The organism is Leptolyngbya sp. DQ-M1 (assembly GCF_039962505.1).
Classification (GTDB): domain Bacteria; phylum Cyanobacteriota; class Cyanobacteriia; order Leptolyngbyales; family Leptolyngbyaceae; genus Leptolyngbya.
In genome coordinates this window covers 128,006-144,895 of sequence record NZ_JAMPLJ010000002.1, presented here as the reverse complement: position 1 = coordinate 144,895, position 16,890 = coordinate 128,006, and the positions used below count along the sequence as shown (strand labels likewise).

The 16,890-nt window shown below is 48.5% G+C and carries 20 protein-coding genes; 12 read left to right on the top strand and 8 right to left on the bottom strand.

Going from position 1 to position 16,890, the window contains the following annotated elements:
• Nucleotides 1–174 precede the first annotated feature (174 nt).
• A complete protein-coding gene (locus NC981_RS06685; protein ID WP_348242158.1) occupies nucleotides 175–441 on the top strand; it encodes a type II toxin-antitoxin system prevent-host-death family antitoxin in 267 nt (88 codons plus the stop codon).
• 6 nt (nucleotides 442–447) lie between these two features.
• Complete coding sequence (locus NC981_RS06680) at nucleotides 448–834, top strand: type II toxin-antitoxin system VapC family toxin (protein WP_348242157.1); 387 nt, start codon at nucleotides 448–450, stop codon at nucleotides 832–834.
• A 517-nt stretch (nucleotides 835–1,351) separates the two neighbouring features.
• On the opposite strand, the gene NC981_RS06675 is transcribed toward NC981_RS06680, so the two are convergent.
• Entirely contained in the window at nucleotides 1,352–2,056 is a 705-nt protein-coding gene (locus NC981_RS06675; RefSeq protein WP_348242156.1) for a DedA family protein, read from the bottom strand.
• Between the two features lie 391 nt (nucleotides 2,057–2,447).
• Here NC981_RS06675 and NC981_RS06670 point away from each other — a divergent pair, with 391 nt between their 5' ends.
• Complete coding sequence (locus NC981_RS06670) at nucleotides 2,448–2,804, top strand: STAS domain-containing protein (protein ID WP_348242155.1); 357 nt, start codon at nucleotides 2,448–2,450, stop codon at nucleotides 2,802–2,804.
• An 83-nt stretch (nucleotides 2,805–2,887) separates the two neighbouring features.
• On the opposite strand, the gene NC981_RS06665 is transcribed toward NC981_RS06670, so the two are convergent.
• The 3 genes from NC981_RS06665 to NC981_RS06655 form a co-directional block, all read right to left on the bottom strand.
• A complete protein-coding gene (locus tag NC981_RS06665) occupies nucleotides 2,888–3,442 on the bottom strand; it encodes an Npun_F5560 family protein (RefSeq protein ID WP_190379953.1) in 555 nt (184 codons plus the stop codon).
• Nucleotides 3,442–4,458, bottom strand: coding sequence for an NAD(P)/FAD-dependent oxidoreductase (locus NC981_RS06660; RefSeq protein WP_348242154.1), 1,017 nt, complete (start codon nucleotides 4,456–4,458; stop codon nucleotides 3,442–3,444). Before NC981_RS06660 ends, NC981_RS06665 begins: the two co-directional genes overlap by 1 nt.
• 168 nt (nucleotides 4,459–4,626) lie before the next feature.
• Complete coding sequence (locus tag NC981_RS06655; RefSeq protein WP_348242153.1) at nucleotides 4,627–5,316, bottom strand: hypothetical protein; 690 nt, start codon at nucleotides 5,314–5,316, stop codon at nucleotides 4,627–4,629.
• A gap of 195 nt (nucleotides 5,317–5,511) precedes the next feature.
• Between NC981_RS06655 and NC981_RS06650 the strand changes: the two genes are divergently transcribed.
• The 5 genes from NC981_RS06650 to NC981_RS06630 all read left to right on the top strand — a co-directional run bounded on the left by NC981_RS06650 (nucleotide 5,512) and on the right by NC981_RS06630 (nucleotide 9,276).
• Complete coding sequence (locus NC981_RS06650) at nucleotides 5,512–6,549, top strand: FAD-dependent oxidoreductase (RefSeq protein WP_348242152.1); 1,038 nt, start codon at nucleotides 5,512–5,514, stop codon at nucleotides 6,547–6,549.
• Nucleotides 6,550–6,553: 4 nt separating this feature from the next.
• Nucleotides 6,554–6,913: a hypothetical protein gene (locus NC981_RS06645; RefSeq protein ID WP_348242151.1), complete on the top strand. Its 360-nt coding sequence runs from the start codon at nucleotides 6,554–6,556 to the stop codon at nucleotides 6,911–6,913.
• Nucleotides 6,897–7,139, top strand: coding sequence for a hypothetical protein (locus tag NC981_RS06640; RefSeq protein ID WP_348242150.1), 243 nt, complete (start codon nucleotides 6,897–6,899; stop codon nucleotides 7,137–7,139). Before NC981_RS06645 ends, NC981_RS06640 begins: the two co-directional genes overlap by 17 nt.
• A gap of 167 nt (nucleotides 7,140–7,306) precedes the next feature.
• Nucleotides 7,307–7,954: a class I SAM-dependent methyltransferase gene (locus tag NC981_RS06635; RefSeq protein ID WP_348242149.1), complete on the top strand. Its 648-nt coding sequence runs from the start codon at nucleotides 7,307–7,309 to the stop codon at nucleotides 7,952–7,954.
• 338 nt (nucleotides 7,955–8,292) lie between these two features.
• On the top strand, nucleotides 8,293–9,276 hold the full coding sequence (locus NC981_RS06630) for a hypothetical protein (RefSeq protein WP_348242148.1): 984 nt from the start codon (nucleotides 8,293–8,295) through the stop codon (nucleotides 9,274–9,276).
• A gap of 96 nt (nucleotides 9,277–9,372) precedes the next feature.
• On the opposite strand, the gene NC981_RS06625 is transcribed toward NC981_RS06630, so the two are convergent.
• From NC981_RS06625 to NC981_RS06615, 3 genes are all read right to left on the bottom strand, one after another.
• The gene (locus NC981_RS06625) at nucleotides 9,373–10,314 is read right to left on the bottom strand and encodes a peptidoglycan DD-metalloendopeptidase family protein (RefSeq protein ID WP_348242147.1); all 942 of its coding nucleotides are present in this window, start codon (nucleotides 10,312–10,314) and stop codon (nucleotides 9,373–9,375) included.
• A gap of 213 nt (nucleotides 10,315–10,527) precedes the next feature.
• Nucleotides 10,528–11,370, bottom strand: coding sequence for an inositol monophosphatase family protein (locus NC981_RS06620; protein ID WP_348242146.1), 843 nt, complete (start codon nucleotides 11,368–11,370; stop codon nucleotides 10,528–10,530).
• Between the two features lie 13 nt (nucleotides 11,371–11,383).
• Nucleotides 11,384–12,244: a sugar kinase gene (locus NC981_RS06615; RefSeq protein ID WP_348242145.1), complete on the bottom strand. Its 861-nt coding sequence runs from the start codon at nucleotides 12,242–12,244 to the stop codon at nucleotides 11,384–11,386.
• A 10-nt stretch (nucleotides 12,245–12,254) separates the two neighbouring features.
• Between NC981_RS06615 and rsmI the strand changes: the two genes are divergently transcribed.
• Together rsmI and NC981_RS06605 are read left to right on the top strand one after the other, a co-directional pair.
• Nucleotides 12,255–13,088, top strand: coding sequence for a 16S rRNA (cytidine(1402)-2'-O)-methyltransferase (rsmI, locus tag NC981_RS06610; protein ID WP_348242144.1), 834 nt, complete (start codon nucleotides 12,255–12,257; stop codon nucleotides 13,086–13,088).
• Nucleotides 13,085–13,621: a hypothetical protein gene (locus tag NC981_RS06605; protein ID WP_348242143.1), complete on the top strand. Its 537-nt coding sequence runs from the start codon at nucleotides 13,085–13,087 to the stop codon at nucleotides 13,619–13,621. The genes rsmI and NC981_RS06605 overlap by 4 nt, the downstream gene beginning before the upstream one ends.
• Here NC981_RS06605 and NC981_RS06600 read toward each other — a convergent pair whose 3' ends face one another.
• Nucleotides 13,622–14,494, bottom strand: a complete 873-nt coding sequence (locus NC981_RS06600; RefSeq protein WP_348242142.1) for a DMT family transporter — start codon at nucleotides 14,492–14,494, stop codon at nucleotides 13,622–13,624. It abuts the gene before it with no gap.
• Between the two features lie 151 nt (nucleotides 14,495–14,645).
• Between NC981_RS06600 and NC981_RS06595 the strand changes: the two genes are divergently transcribed.
• Nucleotides 14,646–15,095: a DUF393 domain-containing protein gene (locus tag NC981_RS06595; protein ID WP_348242141.1), complete on the top strand. Its 450-nt coding sequence runs from the start codon at nucleotides 14,646–14,648 to the stop codon at nucleotides 15,093–15,095.
• A 189-nt stretch (nucleotides 15,096–15,284) separates the two neighbouring features.
• Entirely contained in the window at nucleotides 15,285–16,649 is a 1,365-nt protein-coding gene (locus NC981_RS06590; RefSeq protein WP_348242140.1) for a glycoside hydrolase 100 family protein, read from the top strand.
• Nucleotides 16,650–16,890 lie beyond the last annotated feature (241 nt).

The following is a 16,890-nucleotide window of genomic DNA, read 5'->3' as shown; positions in this document are numbered from 1 at the left end:
TATCTCTAGGCTAACAAACTTGCTTCTCCCACTCAGAAAAATTTGATGGGAATTTCCGAACCGTGATAGTTGGTGTTTCACCTCATGTAAATTTAACCGATGAATGAACTGATGGGATTTTTCTGATTGATTTTTGACTCGACTATAATGCGAACATATTAATTCTGCGTTGCCATGATTACTCATGTGACTTTACCCGAAGCGACTGCCAACATCGCTCAATTACTTGATCGCGTGATACAGGGTGAAGAAATTATCATTTCTCAAGACGGAAAGGCAATTGCTCACATCTCCCCTGCAAACTCCACTTCTGAGACGAATCAGCAACGGGTTCCTCGCCTTCCTGGGCAATACGCGGGTAGGCTCATTGTTCCAGATAACTTCAACGATCCACTACCCGACGATATTTTAGAAAGCTTTCTCAATCCCACTGAGCCTTAATCGTTGATGAAAGCTCTACTAGACACGCACACTTTGCTGTGGTGGGTCGCAAACAATCCCCAATTATCCCAACCCGTTAGAGAAATCATCTCCAATCCCGACAACACGATTTATCTCAGTGTTGCCAGCAGTTGGGAGATCATCATTAAGTCAAACACCGGAAAGCTTCCTTTACCAGAGCCTTCAGCGCAATTTATCCAATCTTGCTTAAACGTGAATCGCTTCGAGAGTTTAGCGATCGATCTCACTCATGTCTTGCAACTCGATACGCTGCCGGACTACCACAAAGATCCGTTCGATCGCATTCTCCTTGCTCAGTCGCAGGTTGAGAAGATGGCGATTCTCAGCGCTGATCCGCTCATTGCTCGATATTCTGTGCAAATCATTTGGTGAGATTTGTGTGTTAAACGATTGCTGAATGAAGTCGCGCAATATAAAACCGGGAATGCAGTATCTCTGGATATGTTAATGCGCGATCGCACCTGCAACCGCACCCAGTCCTACAGTGAGTAAGGTCGATCGCACCGGGGTCGATCGCTTCTGAGTTAGAGAATTGAGAGTCATCATTGTACCAAGTCAAACACATCGCCAATCCGCATTGGCGCTACAGCCATTAAAGCGACGAATTCGCCTGCTCCCTCCGTAGGAATCCTCAACTTCTCATCGCTGAATTCTGTAATGACTCGTGAATTTGCTCTACTTAAAAACTGACGCGACGGGTTCGATCCATTTCTACACAGAGAACCAATGCTCCGGTGAGTTCGATGGAAACGATCGACTCGTTGATTGCCGTTGTTATCCGCCGATCGACAGCTTAATCTCGTAGCTTGGAATCATCGTGGCTGCGTGCGCTCCGATCGGCGGCTTAATCTCATAGCTGAAAATACAGTGGAACCTAAGCCGCTTTTGATTAATCTTTGCTCAAGTTTGCTTCCTGGTTCTGTTGATCCATTGCCTCGTCAATCACGATCGCATTTCCCTTCGCACTCTCTGCAACTAACTGCTTCGACTTACGCGACTCCAACCAGAACGGCACTACAATCCAAGCTGCCACCAGTAGAAACGCAACGGCACCAAACTGAGAAGCCAGCGTAAACAACTTCTCCAATGGCACAATCTGACCCGCAAAGTATGCCAACGATACCATCACCGTTGCCCAAGTTAACGCGCCCACAGTGTTATACAGCGTAAACCTCCAATACGGCATTCCGGCGATTCCTGCCAACGGACTGGCAAAGATTCGCAATAGTGCAATAAACCGACCGAAAAACACTGCCTTACCCGCATTCTCGCCAAACTGCCGCCGCAGTTCTTCGATTTGCGCTTCTTTAATCCGAAACAGCTTGCCAAGATTCAGCAGCAGTGCCCAGCCGCCATACCGACCAATCCAGTAACCGAGATTGCCACCGATCGTCGCCCCTAGCGCCGCATCGCCAACCACCCACCAGTAATTCAACTGGTCGCTACCTGCCAGAAAACCGCCTGCAAGCGTCACCGTTTCACCGGGAATGGGCAGCCCCAAATTCTCTAGCAAAATTCCAAGAAAAATCGCCCAATATCCATACTGTTGAGCAAGTTGCTCGATCGCTTCCGGCGAAATCAGCTCTAGTGACATTTTCATAACCTTTACAAAGCTTAATCCCTGCCTTGATCTTGACGTGGTTTCGCTCCAAGTGTCAACGAGAAACCGCATGAAATTACTAGAATGCTTGGACTGAACCGAAGGAGCATCCGTAATTTCCCATACGGATCAGATAATCTTTACCAAACTGAAGGGTCAGTGTCTGCCAACATAAAGTTTCAGTGAAAGTCGCGCAATCGCTGATGGTATCCGGAAATAAAATTTCTATAGTTGAATTGCTTAGAGTAAGTACAACTACTGAGCCAATGAGGAACCCTGATTGCGATCATCGTCGAATCAACGGTACTTTATCTGAGCTTTAAGTGTCAAAGTCTGAGATAGGTGATTTGAGATGCGATCGGACGAAGTGTGTGAGGAGAGTGGGATGACGTTAATTGAGCAGCATGAAGTGATTGTGCTACGACCTCAAGGTCAGCTAGATACGGCAGGCGGTGAAGCGTTGCAGCAACAATGGACAACGCTAGTGTGTCGCCGCTACAAACTATGGGTCGTTGATCTATCGAGTATTGAATTTATCGACAGTGCGGGATTAGTGACCTTAGTAGCCGGGTGGAAAACAGCCGCACAATCGGACGCAACATTGGTGTTTTGTGGATTACGTCCCGCAACTCGATTGATTTTTGAGATCACGCAGCTCGATCGCGTGTTTGCGATCTACGAGAATGATGAGGCAATTTTGAGATCGATCGTTCAACCTCAAGCAGTGCTGCAAGCTGCTTGAGCCGCGATTGCTAAAAAAGCAAAAAGCCCTCACAGCCTTGAATCTGTGGGGGCTTTATGAATGAATTGCGTTAGAAATCTACTCTAAGCATTCCCAAAACTGGGCAGCGAAATCTCACCCTCTTCCCGGGGAAAAGAAGGCAAATCTAGGTGTCCGTTGCGGCGATTTTTCACGGCAAGACGGTAGTTGACGCTCTGCAATTCGGCGTGAAGTTGGCGATTTTCGCGCTGAATCATTGCCACTTTTTCCCGCACAGGCTGCATTCGCTCGGCAAACTTCTGGCGGTAAACTTTGGGTAGCTCTTGTACGACTTGCTCCAGCATTTTAGAGCGCTCCGTTAATTCCTGGGTAGTCTGCCGCAGTTCGTAAATCTCGCGATCGCGCTCTGTAATCTGCTCTTGGTAAAACGTTACTTGCTGTTCTACGGTTTGAAGCTCATCCCGCAGCGATTGGACTTCTGCAAGATGGCGATCGCTCTTGTCGTCATCTTCCGGAGCAGGTGCGGTCGCGTTGCCTTTGACTAAGCGAAACAGTTCTTGAGACAACTGCTGCACAAGTTGATCGCGCATTTGCAGCTCTTCTTGGAGGCGAAGATTTTCTGCGTGGATCTGTTGGGCATGAGAAGCATCGATTTGAATCACGAGACAGGTACTCCCTTTGGGGTAATCAAGTTGAGGTTTTCCTCCCATAATCGCGGAGGAGACGAGCGGCGAATGTCTCGCCAGATTGCAGTTGCCGCCAATGTACCATCTGCAACCGCAATTGATACTTGATTTAACCCCTCTTTTAAGTCTCCGATCGCAAAAATTCTGGGATGTGAGGTACGGCACATCTCGTCTGTGACCAAATTGCCGCCTTTCCACTTAAGATCCAAGCCCTGTAAGTAGGCATTGTAATAATGCGAACCCATTGCCACGAGTCCGGTCTGAAGCTCGATCGTGCTGCCATCCACCAGTTCAACTCCGGTCATCTCGTGGTCATGTCCGATAAATCGCTTCAGGGGTGTTTCGATTAATGGATAACCGTGCGATCTGAGCTTCTCGCGCATCTCATCGCTGACCTCAAATAAGCCCTGAGTGAATACAGTAATGTAGGGCGTGAACCAGTTGAGCACGAAAGCGGTATTGATTGCGCCTTCTGTCCCTGCAAATAAGCCGCATTTCGTATCTGCCATTTCCCAACCGTCGCAGATCATGCAAACGTGCAGATTATGCCCTGCATAGTCAAAAACGTTCTGCATATCTTCGAGTTTGGGCAGATGATCAATGATGCCGCTGGCAGCGATGACGTATTTCGATCGGAACACGGGATAGCTACTATCTTGTTTGCCGACTTTGGCTTTAACCGCGAAGGTGTCTCCCTCGTCTTGAACTGCTTCGACATAGCCCATGAGGTAGTCGCCACCGAGCGAGAGAAAGTGATTTTGACCCTGTTGCAGCAGCGTTCGTCCGGGAGTTCCCGCAGGAAGACCAAGATAGTTTTGCAGCTCTTGCATCCAGAACGATCGACCGCGACCTTTTTCGATGACGAGGCAAGAGAGTCGATAGCGTTGGAGATAGATGGCTGCGGAGAGTCCACCTGCACCTCCACCGACAATGATGACATCGTAAACGTGATCGAGCTTTTGTTCGAGCGTCTTTCTGGAAAGCTTCATATCTGATCTCTTGAATGTGGCATTCTCAGTGTAGAGTTAGCACCTAACTCTAGATGCTTTCAATGTAGCAATTCTGCGAATAAGACGAGGGTCGGAGACCCCCATTGCGAGGTTTAGGGGTTGTTCGATGTCGGGCAAGACATCCGCACTACCAGGTTTTTGGTTCGATCAGCTTTCAGCTTGACCGACCAGTTTTGTGAGTTCTACGCCGTTTTGCACCAGCACGATCGATGGATTTCCGGCTGGGTTGAGATTGATTCGTTTAACCGTGACTTGCCCATTTGCCAGGCTTTCACCGACTTGAACATAGCGGGAATTGCCGTCTGTGTCTTGCACGATCGCGCTTAACTGGCTCCCAGTTTGAATGACACCTGTGAGTGCGATCGCGTCTGCTAGGTTTGTTCGCGATACCGGGGGTGCGGGTGGCGCGATGTTTGAAGTCCCCGCGATCGGCAGAGCGGGGAGCGGCTGAGCACTTAGAGGGGCGGGTTGGGGGATCGGACGATAGGCGATCGACGGTTGCGGGATCGGAGCAACAGGTTGATTGCGATTTAAGGGGGTTGCAGATTGGGAAGCGGCAGGTTGAAGTGTGGCTTTGAGATTCGTCGGGATAGTAGCTGCGGCGAACGGATCGCGAGTGCTAGAAACTGCGACTGGCATCAACGGAGTTTTGGTTTCTGAAGTTGGGATCATGCCGGGGACTTTGAGTGTGGGTAAAGCTTTGGGCTGCGGCGGCACGATCGGTTCGGCAAATGTTTGCGGAGAAGGTTGTATGGTTGCTTGTTTAGAACGGTTTGGCTGGCAGCTTGATAACAGCAAGAGTCCAATTCCAGCGGTGATCCAGTAACGGTTTCTCATACAGACTTTCCAGGTAGCGACATGGTTTCAGAATAGACAGAGTTTTTCGGAACGCACGCTTTTCTGGGCAGTTCTAGCTGCGGGTTTTGACGGATTTTTTGCATTGATTGTATCTCTACGTCGGTGTTCTTACAGTCGTCGGTGCCTGCGGCTAGGCGAAGCCACTGTTAAACTGAAGAAAGTGCACGAATTAACATGAAAAAGTTAGTCTTAGTCGGAGGAGGACACAGTCACGCGATCGCATTGCGTCAGTTTGGGCTGAATCCGATCGTTGGGGTGCAAATTACCTTAATTTCTGAAGCAGAAGATACGCCGTATTCGGGAATGCTGCCGGGTCATGTGGCAGGGTTTTATTCATATCAAGAATGTCATATTAATCTCAGATCGCTCTGTGAGTTTGCTAGTGCTCGATTGATTGTCGATCGAGCAGTTGGTTTAGAGCGCAATCAAGTTATGTGTCAGCACCATCGGATTGAGTTTGATTGGGTGTCGATTGATATTGGCAGTACCCCAAACATTCCTTCAGGAGCGCAAGGAATTGGGGCGAAACCGATCTCGAAGTTTCTCAAGTGGTGGGATGAGTTTGCCCAGAAGAATCCTAAACAGTTAGCGATCGTCGGGGGCGGAACGGGCGGTGTTGAGCTTGTGTTAAATATGCAGCATCGTTTGCCAAACACCACGATTCATCTATTTCAGCGCGATCGTGAGATTATGCCAAAACATAACGCTTGGGTGCGTCGTCAGTTAAAACAATTGCTGATTCAGCGAGGCATTCAGTTGCATTTAGGCGCAGTGGTTGAAGCAGTTGAGGGATTTGATGCAGATGCGATCGTTTGGGTGACGCAAGCCTCTGCACCGGATTGGCTTCGGCAATCTGGACTCAAGGTAGATGAACAAGGATTTATTTTAGTGAATGATGCTTTGCAGTCGGTGTCGCACCCTCAAGTGTTTGCGGCGGGTGATATTGCCACCATGATTCATTATGAGCGTCCAAAAGCAGGGGTGTTTGCGGTGAGGCAAGGAAAGCCATTGTTTCAGAATCTATCTGCTGCGCTGAACCATCAACCTCTGAGAGCCTATCATCCGCAGAGCAATTATCTTAGCCTAATTGGAACAGGGGATCGATCGGCAATTGCATCGTATGGCAAATTTGGAGTGCGATCGCGATTGTTGTGGCGGATGAAAGATGCGATCGATCAAACTTTCATGAATCAGTTTCATAACCTGGGTTAGAACTATGCAGTTATCTATCTCCAATGATCAGTTAAAGATTGACTTAGATTGGGCAGAGCGATTCTGGGCGTTTTACTACAATGCCGATTTGTACATTCCATTGAGCCATATTACAAAAGTGACGACCGAGGAGCCACCGAGTAGTTGGACAGATGTGAGGCTTCCGGGTACGTTCTTTCCGGGGATTATTAAAGCAGGAACTTATTACACCGATCGCGGTAAGGAATTCTGGTATACGACTCGTTCTGGTCAGTATTTAGTTTTGGAGCTAGAGAACGAGTTTTATAAGAAAATTGTGTTGACCCTGGAGCAGAGCCAGGTCTGGGCAGAGCGAATTCAACAGCACAATGGGAAAGCCTTCTAATTTACTGATTAAGCTCAGTCGTCAATTGTTCTCGGATGCAAATGAGCAGATGATTGATTGGCTTTTAGACAAGCTTCCGCAGTTTGAATCTACCGAAGTTCCGCAGTTAAGGGAGTACCGATCGCACTTATCCGATCAATTCTGTTATCGCATCTTTCCCCAAGATTGTTTAGGGGCAGGAGCGTTTACGGCTTTGCTAAGAAATACACAGCCTGGAGAAATGTAAAAAATCTCTGAGGCGTTTTTTGAGTGATCGGGCATAGTATTTCTCTAAAATTAATCGCTTGCATCATTAAGGTTCCTGCTTAGTGCGAGCTGCTGTAGTTCTTAAGGCAGAGAATGAAGCAAAATTATTTGTTAACATAACTTCATTGATGTCATAGTGCTGCGATCATGTTGCTTAATCCGAATCAGCGCGAAAAATTAGATCCTTCTAACGATGCTCTGTTTTATGAGTCTCCTCGCTTCGTTACGCACGTTGATGAAGGGTTTATTCAGCAGTTGACGGATCTGTATCGCGATCGCTTAAAGCCAAACGCCCGCATCTTTGACATGATGAGTAGCTGGGTGTCGCATCTTCCGGACGATGTGCAGTTTGAGCATGTCGAAGGACATGGACTCAATGCAGAAGAACTCGCCCGCAATCCGCGACTCAATCATTACTTTGTGCGGAACTTGAACTTAGACCCGAAGTTACCTTTGTCGGATCAGTCGTTTGATGCAGTTTTGAATACAGTTTCGGTGCAATACATCCAGTATCCCGAAGCGATCTTCACCGAGATTCATCGAATTCTAAAACCGGGCGGAATCGCGATTATTAGCTTCTCGAATCGCATGTTCTACCAAAAAGCGATCGCAGCCTGGCGCGACGCGAGTGAGAGCGATCGCGTTAACTTGGTGAAGCAATACTTCAAAGCTGTCCCCGGATTTTCGCAACCCGAAGTGATTACAAAACAGTCACAAACCCCGGCAATATTTCAAATGTTTGGGCTGTCAGGCGGCGATCCATTCTATGCTGTGGTTGCGGCTCGGATCGATTAGGACGCGGTGATTATTCCTATTTTCTTAACAGTTCAGGACGATCGCAATCGCCGTTTTTCGCCCTGGTAAACAAGCGATTTGTTCGATTTTTCTGGGTGAAAATTTAAGTTTGTTCTGAACTTGATGTACATTTATTCACAAACGTAGAAAAATGTAACAAACCACCAATTCGACTAAAAACCGCTAGTAAGATTGCAGTGGCACAGAGTCGAATTATTCGGTTTGGTAGTGGGTCTGCCTGTGGCTGGGTAAGACCTAAACGACCCAGCAATATAACTGCTTAAACTTGGCTCCGGGTCAAAAATAAAACTACTTTGTTTCAGATCATCAGGAGAACCATGGAAGAATCTATTTACGCTGGAACTATAACGACTGGCACAACCTCAAAGCTGGTGCGCTTAGGACGATCGCTCAAAAAGTGGTGTTTAAACATCCCTAGTTCTGCCTGGGTCGGCTTTGCTGGGGTTATGTTAGCAACTTCGGTGCTTGTTACTCACGTCCCATCGGCTCAAGCAGCACAATACGTCAGAGTGAGCAATAGCATTTCTGCACTCAACGTTCGTAACGGCCCTGGATCGCAATACGGTTTAAACGGCAGACCGTTGTATCCAGGCGAAACCGTGCGCGTAGTTGCTTCATCGAATGGTTGGTATCAGCTACCCGATGGGGGCTGGTTCTCTTCCGCTTACACCACCAGCTCCAACATAGGGGGCCCTGGCCCAATTGGAACTCCGACCAACCAAACGGTGAGAGCAACGACTACGGTGAATGTTCGTAACGGCCCTGGAGTGGGATACGGCTTGAACGGCAGACCGTTGTATCCCGGTGAAACCGTGCGCGTCATCCGGCAGTCTGGCGGCTGGTATCAGTTACCCGATGGGGGCTGGTTCTCTTCTGCTTATACCACCAGCCCGAACACGGGTGGTTCTGGTCCAATTGGAACTCCAATCAACCAAACGGTGAGAGCAACGACTACAGTGAATGTTCGTAACGGCCCTGGAGTGGGATACGGCTTGAACGGCAGACCGTTGTATCCTGGTGAAACCGTGCGCGTCATCCGGCAGTCCGGCGGCTGGTATCAGTTACCCGATGGGGGCTGGTTCTCTTCCGCCTACACCACCAGCCCGAACACGGGTGGTCCTGGTGTCTCCTCAGCAACCGTTTCGACGAATGGCGGTAGCTTGTTGATTCGATCGAGTCCTTCGGGCAGCGTAATTGGCAGCCTCTCGAATGGTTCGGTTGTACGGCTATCGGGTCGAGTCAGTGGTGGGTATTCTCAACTTTCGAGCGGTGGTTGGGTGTCTTCAAGCTGGCTTCGATAATTCAAATCCGATCGCTTAAAAGAGAAAGGTTCAGGCAGCATCCTCTCCTGAACCTTTCTCTTTAAAATCGCGCAAATAGAGCTAGAACTGAAGCGGCTATCGGTATTCAGTCGGCAGGATGAGTCCAGCTTGTGAACCGTCCGCCTGCCGGACAAGCGCGAGAAATGGCATGGGGTTAATCGCGCTTTGATAAGTATCTGCCCCTTGGCGAATTTCGTAATGCAGATGCGGCCCTGTGGAATTTCCATTGTTGCCGATCGCTGCGATTAACTGACCCGATGTAACAGTCTGTCCTACCTTGACATAGGCTTTACTGATGTGAGCGAAGAGATGAATCTTCCCTTCGCTGTCGCGGATTTTGACGTGCCAACCATAGCCCCATTCGTAACTATTTCCGTCTTGTTCCCGTCCGACGTAAGACACGGTTCCACAGACTGGACTGTTAATTGGAGTGCCAATCTTGCCATCGAAGTCTATGCCTGTATGAAAATGGCTCTGTCTAGCGTTGAAGGGATCGCTGACTCGTCCAAAGCCTTGATTCACGACAGGAGGCCGGACTGGATAGACGGGAGCACAGTTGGAGACTTGCGGAACGGGAATGAACGGATTCTTTTCTACGGCTGCTGTTTTTGCGGGCGTGAAGACTTGAGGTTGAGGAGCTACAACGGGTTGAGCGGCTGCGATCGAGGGGGCTACCGTTCGTCGGGCTACTGCACCAAAGGGCCTCACTAAATCGCCCCGTACCCAGCCGACGATTCCAGAACGGTTAGACTGCATCTGATACCAGGTAAACCCGTCTCGGCTTTGGGTTGTGCTGAGAATTTGAACCTGATCGCCCGGAAAAGCAATGCCTGCTAGTGGAGCAGTAGTAGACGGACTGGTGCGGACGTTAATCTGGGTCGAGGGGTTGCTTGCGAATAGTTCGCCCGTTTGAACGGCGATCGAGGGACGAGACCACCCTAGCATGACGAACACACCAAGGCTGAGCACAAACAAAACTAGGCTACGAGATAGCCGCCCTGTACGATTTAGTTTCATCGGGATACGTTGTAGGGTTGAGGAAATGCAAGCGAAAACAAGCTCCTCTCGTAGAGGCAAATTGAAGGGTGAGAGTTCCTTCTTTGCTCTATGAGCCGGATTATTTTTGAGCAGCTAGTACGTTAATACTATACAGCCTGATCGAACCTGACTTTCACTCACACCTCTGCATTCAACCTTAAATCAGGAAAAGTGATGAAACTTAATAGATAGTTATCGCTTATCAATCTCTCCAAGTAGTGCGATCGCGGCGTCACAAAGCTGAGCGTGTATTTTTCCGTTACTCGCGAGAATTCCGCCCCATTGATTCACATCGGCGCGGTTGTACTGCACGGGAGATTGGTCAAAATAGGTAAATTGTCCACCTGCCTCGGTGAGAATGAGTTCGGGAGCCGCGAAATCCCAATCTTTCGCGGCAGATTTACCGGATAAAGCGAGATAGAGATCGGCTTGTTGTTCGACGATCGCCGCAATCTTACAGCCGACGCTACCAATTTGACGCTGTTGTTTGACGGGGAATTGTTCCATTAATTGATTGAACCGCACGTCGCGATGGCTGCGACTGGCAACGACGGTTAAATCGGTAAAGTCTGATTTATTTGAAACTTGGATGCGAGTGCGATCACCGTTTGCAGTTTCGACCCAGGTTCCGCCCTCTAAGGTGGCAGAATAGAGCTTGCCGAATGCAGGACAAGCAACGATCGCAACAACGGGACGACCTTGATAGGCGAGAGCAATGTGCATTGCATATTCGCCGGTGCGATTGATAAAGTCTTTTGTGCCATCAAGTGGATCAATAATCCATACCCAAGGACGATTTAAGCGCACTTCGGCAGGTTGAGACTGATAAGTTTCTTCGCTGAGGTAGGCGAAGGTTTGTGGGTCGAAAACCGATTGTAGTTTCTCTAGGATGTAGGTGTTGGCAGCAATGTCCGCCGAAGTGACAGGACTATCGCCAGATTTTTCTACCTCAAAGCTACGCGATTGTTCTATCAGAATGTTCGCGGCTCCCCAGCCAACTCTTCGTGCAATGGTACAAATTTCTTCAAAATTCATCGCTCTTACCCGCTCAATCGGCTTCATTATTATAGGTCTGGTATTTTCTCCATTCGCGAGTACCGAAGAATTGACAGGCATAAGCAGCAATTTGGGCGGCTTTAGACAGTGCAGTGTGAAAATCACACATTAATATATAGTGGCAAAACGCACCGTGAAAGATATCTCCTGCACCCAGCGTGTCAACCACAGGAACTTGGGGGACATTGATTTTATGATTTGGTAGTTCAATGGCATTCTTTCCGTGTGTGATTGCCATGTGTGGGATTCCAAACGATCGCAGATATTCAAATACTGTTTGATCGGTCGGGGGGTGAAAGTTCGCAGAACAAATTGCATAATCCACCCAAGGTAAAACGGTTTCAAATCCAGGCTTCCAACTGCCTGCATCAATTACAACTGGAATGCTGCGATCGTCTGCCATTTTCGCAAGCTTTGCCCCGATCGCCATTTGATGTCCATCAATCAATACAACATCAATATTGTCGAGAATATCTGGTGAAATGCGGTCTGGATCAATCTGTGATCGTACCGCGTTGATCGAAACGACTGAACGATCTCCCGTGGACTTTGTTACGACGACCGAAGAGACAGGCGGCGATTCAGTTCTAGCTGGAGCGAGATCCACAATCTGAACACCGCAGGATTGTAAATCAGATTGAATCAAATGACAGATGGGATGTGAGCCGATCGCACCCATTAATGTGGCGGAATTGCCCAACTGTTGAAAAGCGATCGCAGCATTGGTGGCAGGGCCTCCAGCCGCGATCGTCGTGTCTTGTGCCACGATTTTTTGATTTGCGATCGGGGGTGCATCTGCAAGATAAATTAAATCCAGCGTCACTAAGCCCACAAACAGTCCATGTTTTGCCATAATTCACTTCATGACAGCAACTCTATATATTGTGGGCACACCACTGGGCAACTTAGAAGACATGACGTTTCGGGCAGTGCGAATTCTGCAAACGGTAGACCTAATCGCCGCAGAAGACACGCGCCACACCGGAAAACTCTTGCAGCACTTTCAAATCAAAACCCCGCAAGTTAGCTATCACGATCACAATCGCCATTCTAGAACTATCGAACTGGTCGATCGTCTTCAGCAAGGGACATCGATCGCGCTTGTGACAGATGCAGGAATGCCCGGAATTTCTGACCCAGGGTATGAACTGGTGAAAGCATGTGCAGAAGTAGGAATTTCAGTTGTTCCAATCCCCGGCGCAACGGCAGCGATGACAGCTTTGAGTGCTTCAGGGTTAAAGTGCGATCGGTTTGTGTTTGAGGGCTTTCTCCCTGCTAAAGAAACAGAGCGGCGTGAACATCTCGAACGGTTAATCACCGACGATCGCACCTTAATTTTCTACGAAGCGCCTCATCGAGTGCAAAAAACGCTCGCTGACATTGCAACAGTTTTAGGAGACGATCGCTTGATTGTCTTGGCGCGTGAACTCACCAAACTACACGAAGAGTTCTGGCGCGGGACAGTGAAAGCCGCGATTGCGCATTACACCAAGCATGAGCCAAAGGGCGAATTTACGCTGATTGTTTCTGGAGCAGAGCCAACCGAAGTTCCCCTCACAGAAGAAGTCTTAAAAGCAGAGTTGTTGTCATTATTGAAGCAAGGGATTTCCCGATCGCAAGCGAGTCGCCAGTTGTCTCAGCAAACCGCTTTACCTCGTCGTCAACTGTATCAACTCGCCTTACAGATTGAACTATGAGCGAATTCGACTTCGATAGCTTACTGCAAAAAGCGTTCGAGCAGTGTGAACGCCTCGGACATCCGCTAGATGCAGACCAAAAAGAAATCTTGCGATCGACTTTGCAGCAAGAAACGCGATCGAATCCGCTCACACAACTGACTGAGGAACAACGACAAGCCGTTCTACAGTTTGCCCAACAGTCCGATTGGAAAACATCGCTTCTAAACGATTGGCTGCAAAATCGTAATTCTGGAGCCATGCAGTTTATTCGAGATCAATATGGATTATCCTGGCTCAATTCTGTGACGGCTGAAGATTTAGCAGCCTACCGCGATCAAGAAACCCGACTGAACATTGGCGATCGCATTGAAGTTTCCAATGCTCTATGGGAATGGGTGCAAGCCGATGATCAAGAATGGTACACCTGCATAGTCATCGGACTGAGTGAATCAGACAGCTCACAACAAACGCGCTGCACAATTCGCTTTGACAACGGGCAGGAATATGAAATTCAAGGCGTGTACGACTGGAATCGATCGAACTGGCGATAGCTACTTGCGGTTTACGATCGAAGTCAGAATCAATGCAATCACCACACAGCCCATTCCAATCAATTCATGAAATTGCGGAATTTCTCTAAGCTGCAATGCTGCAAACGTCACTCCTAACACCGGAGTCATCAGCATTCCTAACCCCGATAGTCCGGCGGGAAGCTGTCTCAGTACATACATCCATAACAGCATCGGAATCGCGTTTCCGGGCAAGACACTATAAGCCAAAGCACTCATAAAGGTCGAATTCCACTGAATTGGCGGAGCCGACGAAAAGAGCGCGATCGCAATCAGGGGTATAGTTCCAAACAGCGTTTGCCAAGTTGTCAGCGACAATAGATTGACTGACTTTGCATCGATTTTCTTTGCCACGATCGAGCCGCCCGCCCAACTTAATCCCGCTAACACGGCAAACAATCCACTGATCAACGAACCTTGCAGCCGAAACGGATCAAGAATCAGCAACAATCCAGAGAAGGCAACTGCGATCGCGCTCCATTGCACTCCTCGAATCCGCTCACCCAAGAAGTACCATGCCAACAACAATGTCCAAAACGGCATTGTGTAAACCAGAATCGAGGTTTTCCCGGCTCCCCCACTGACCAATGCCCAAGCTGCAAAGCCACTAAATCCTGCGGTTTGTAGCAGCCCTAACAAGAAAGTCATTGGTACAGCTTTCGGAAGGATCGGTTGCTTGGTTGCGATCAGGGCAATCAGAAGTGCTAAGCCGCCCCCCACATTTCGCAGTGCTGCAAATGTAAACGCCGAGGAATATTGCACTCCTAGCTTCATCTGCGTCCAACTGTAGCCCCAGAGAATTGCGATCGCTAGCAATGCCAGCACCGCCGTTTTTGGAAAACGAGATTCAGTCATGTCGTTACCTCTGATACTCGCATCGCAAGTTCGCGCCCCAATATAAATAATCTCAAAAAATCTCAAACAGCTTAAAACCAAAGTGAATCACCTATAGTCCACCGCAAGCGTTACAAACTGTTAAATTAAAGAAAATTAGATTGAACCTGCAATGTCTGCTACCCCAGCCTGGAAAATTAAGCTGCTCTACGATAGTGAATGTCCGCTTTGTCTGCGCGAAGTGAATTTTTTGAAAAAGCGGGACAACGATCGTGGTTTAGTCGCGTTTGTTGACATTGCCGACGAGAACTATTCACCAGACGAGAACGGCGGGATTGATTATGAAACGGCAATGGGTCGGATTCATGCCGTATTGCCCGATGGCAGCACGATCAAAAATGTCGAGGTGTTTCGGCGCGTTTACGAAGTTCTCGGCATGGGATGGGTCTATGCGATTACAAGAATCCCAATCTTCGGTTGGATTGCGGATAAGCTGTATGAGATTTGGGCAGATTGGCGACTGATGCTGACGGGAAGACCGGACTTAAGGGCGATCGTGGCTGAGCGGCAGAAACGATTAGATTGTGCAAACGAAGGACGTTGCCGAGTCGAAAAGAGCTAGGGCAACAATATTGAATTGAAACCGTCCAGCGACGAGGGCAGGCTTTACCAGACGTTGACTTAGCGATCGAGAAAATCAAAACATTGAGCCAATAGCATCAGTTCACACAGATAAATCGATCGTAAACTCCCATACCATGCTAGAAGAATTGCTCTAGGATAGACCTTTGTTGATTTCGAGGTCAGAACGTTGAGCATCGAAGAGAAAGCCTGGGAACTGTTAGAAAAATCCGTTCTGTATTATCAAGGTCGAGAGATTGGCACGATCGCAGCCTGTGACACAGATCTAATCGCCTTAAACTACGATCAATGTTTTGTCAGAGACTTTATCTCCTCTGCACTCCTGTTTCTGATGCGTGGCAGAACTGAGATTGTTCAACACTTTCTTGAAGAAACCTTAAGGCTCCAACCCAAAACCACGCAATTCGACTCTTCTAAACCCAGCCGCGGCTTGATGCCTGCAAGCTTCAAAGTCATTCCCTACGAAGGCGGGGAGTATCTCAAAGCTGATTTTGGTGATCATGCGATCGGTCGCGTGGCTCCCGCCGATTCAGGACTGTGGTGGATCATTCTGCTGCGTGCTTATGTGATTGCCACCGGAGAAACCGATTTTGCTCATCGACCCGATGTTCAAGAAGGCATCCGCTTTATTCTCGAACTTTGTTTGGTGACTCGGTTTGATATGTATCCAATGGTGCTTGTGCCGGATGGGGCCAGCATGATCGATCGTCGCATGGGAATGTATGGGCATCCGCTCGACATTCAATCGCTGTTTTATGCTGCCCTGCGCTCTAGTCTGGAACTGCTCGTCGAAAATGAGGACAATCAGAAAATGATTCAGGGCATTCACAGCCGCCTCATTCCCCTCAGACGACAACTCAGAGAGCATTATTGGCTCGATCCAGACCGCTTAAACGTAATTTACCGCTATCGGGTCGAAGAATACGGCGAAGAGGCGCTGAATCAGTTCAATATCTATTCAGATTCAATTCCGTTCTATCGCCTTGCCAAATGGCTCCCTGAAGCAGGCGGATACATGGCAGGCAACTTAGGGCCTTCTCAGCTTGATGTCCGCTTCTTCGCGCTAGGGAACTTAATGTCGATCGTCTCTGCACTCGCCACCGAACGACAATCCCACAAAATTCTCAATCTGATCGAACTTCGCTGGAGTGATTTGGTCGGACAGATGCCGATGAAGCTTTGTTATCCTGCACTCGAAGATGTGGAATGGCGGATTGTTACCGGAGCCGACCCGAAGAATCGTCCTTGGTCTTATCACAATGGCGGAAGCTGGCCCGTATTGCTCTGGATGTTAACCGCAGCCGCGAAAAAGATGGATCGCGGAGAACTCGCACATCATGCGATCGCCGTTGCAGAACGTCGCTTATTAGAAGATCACTTCCCCGAATACTATGACGGCCCCGATGCTCGATTGATCGGCAAAGAAGCGCGGAGGTATCAAACCTGGACGATCGCAGGATATCTACTGGCAAAAGAACTGTTAGCCCATCCGGAACATCTAAAGCTGATCAACTTCGATTGGGAATCTAAGTAGTCAACTCATCCGGGTACTCGTAAAATTTCGGACAGTCAAACCGCAGTACCCGATTTCCCTGAAACCCTTGCCGCTGGACTTACAGGCAAATTTTTCAATACTACGATCAACTATCAAAATGGCTGAAAGACTGAGATAGTAAGCATTGTAGGATCTGATAGTTGATCAACAATCGTCGCTTGAACTAAAAAAAGGCAAAATAAACACAGAAAATTGCAAATTTATTGTTCTGATTGATCAA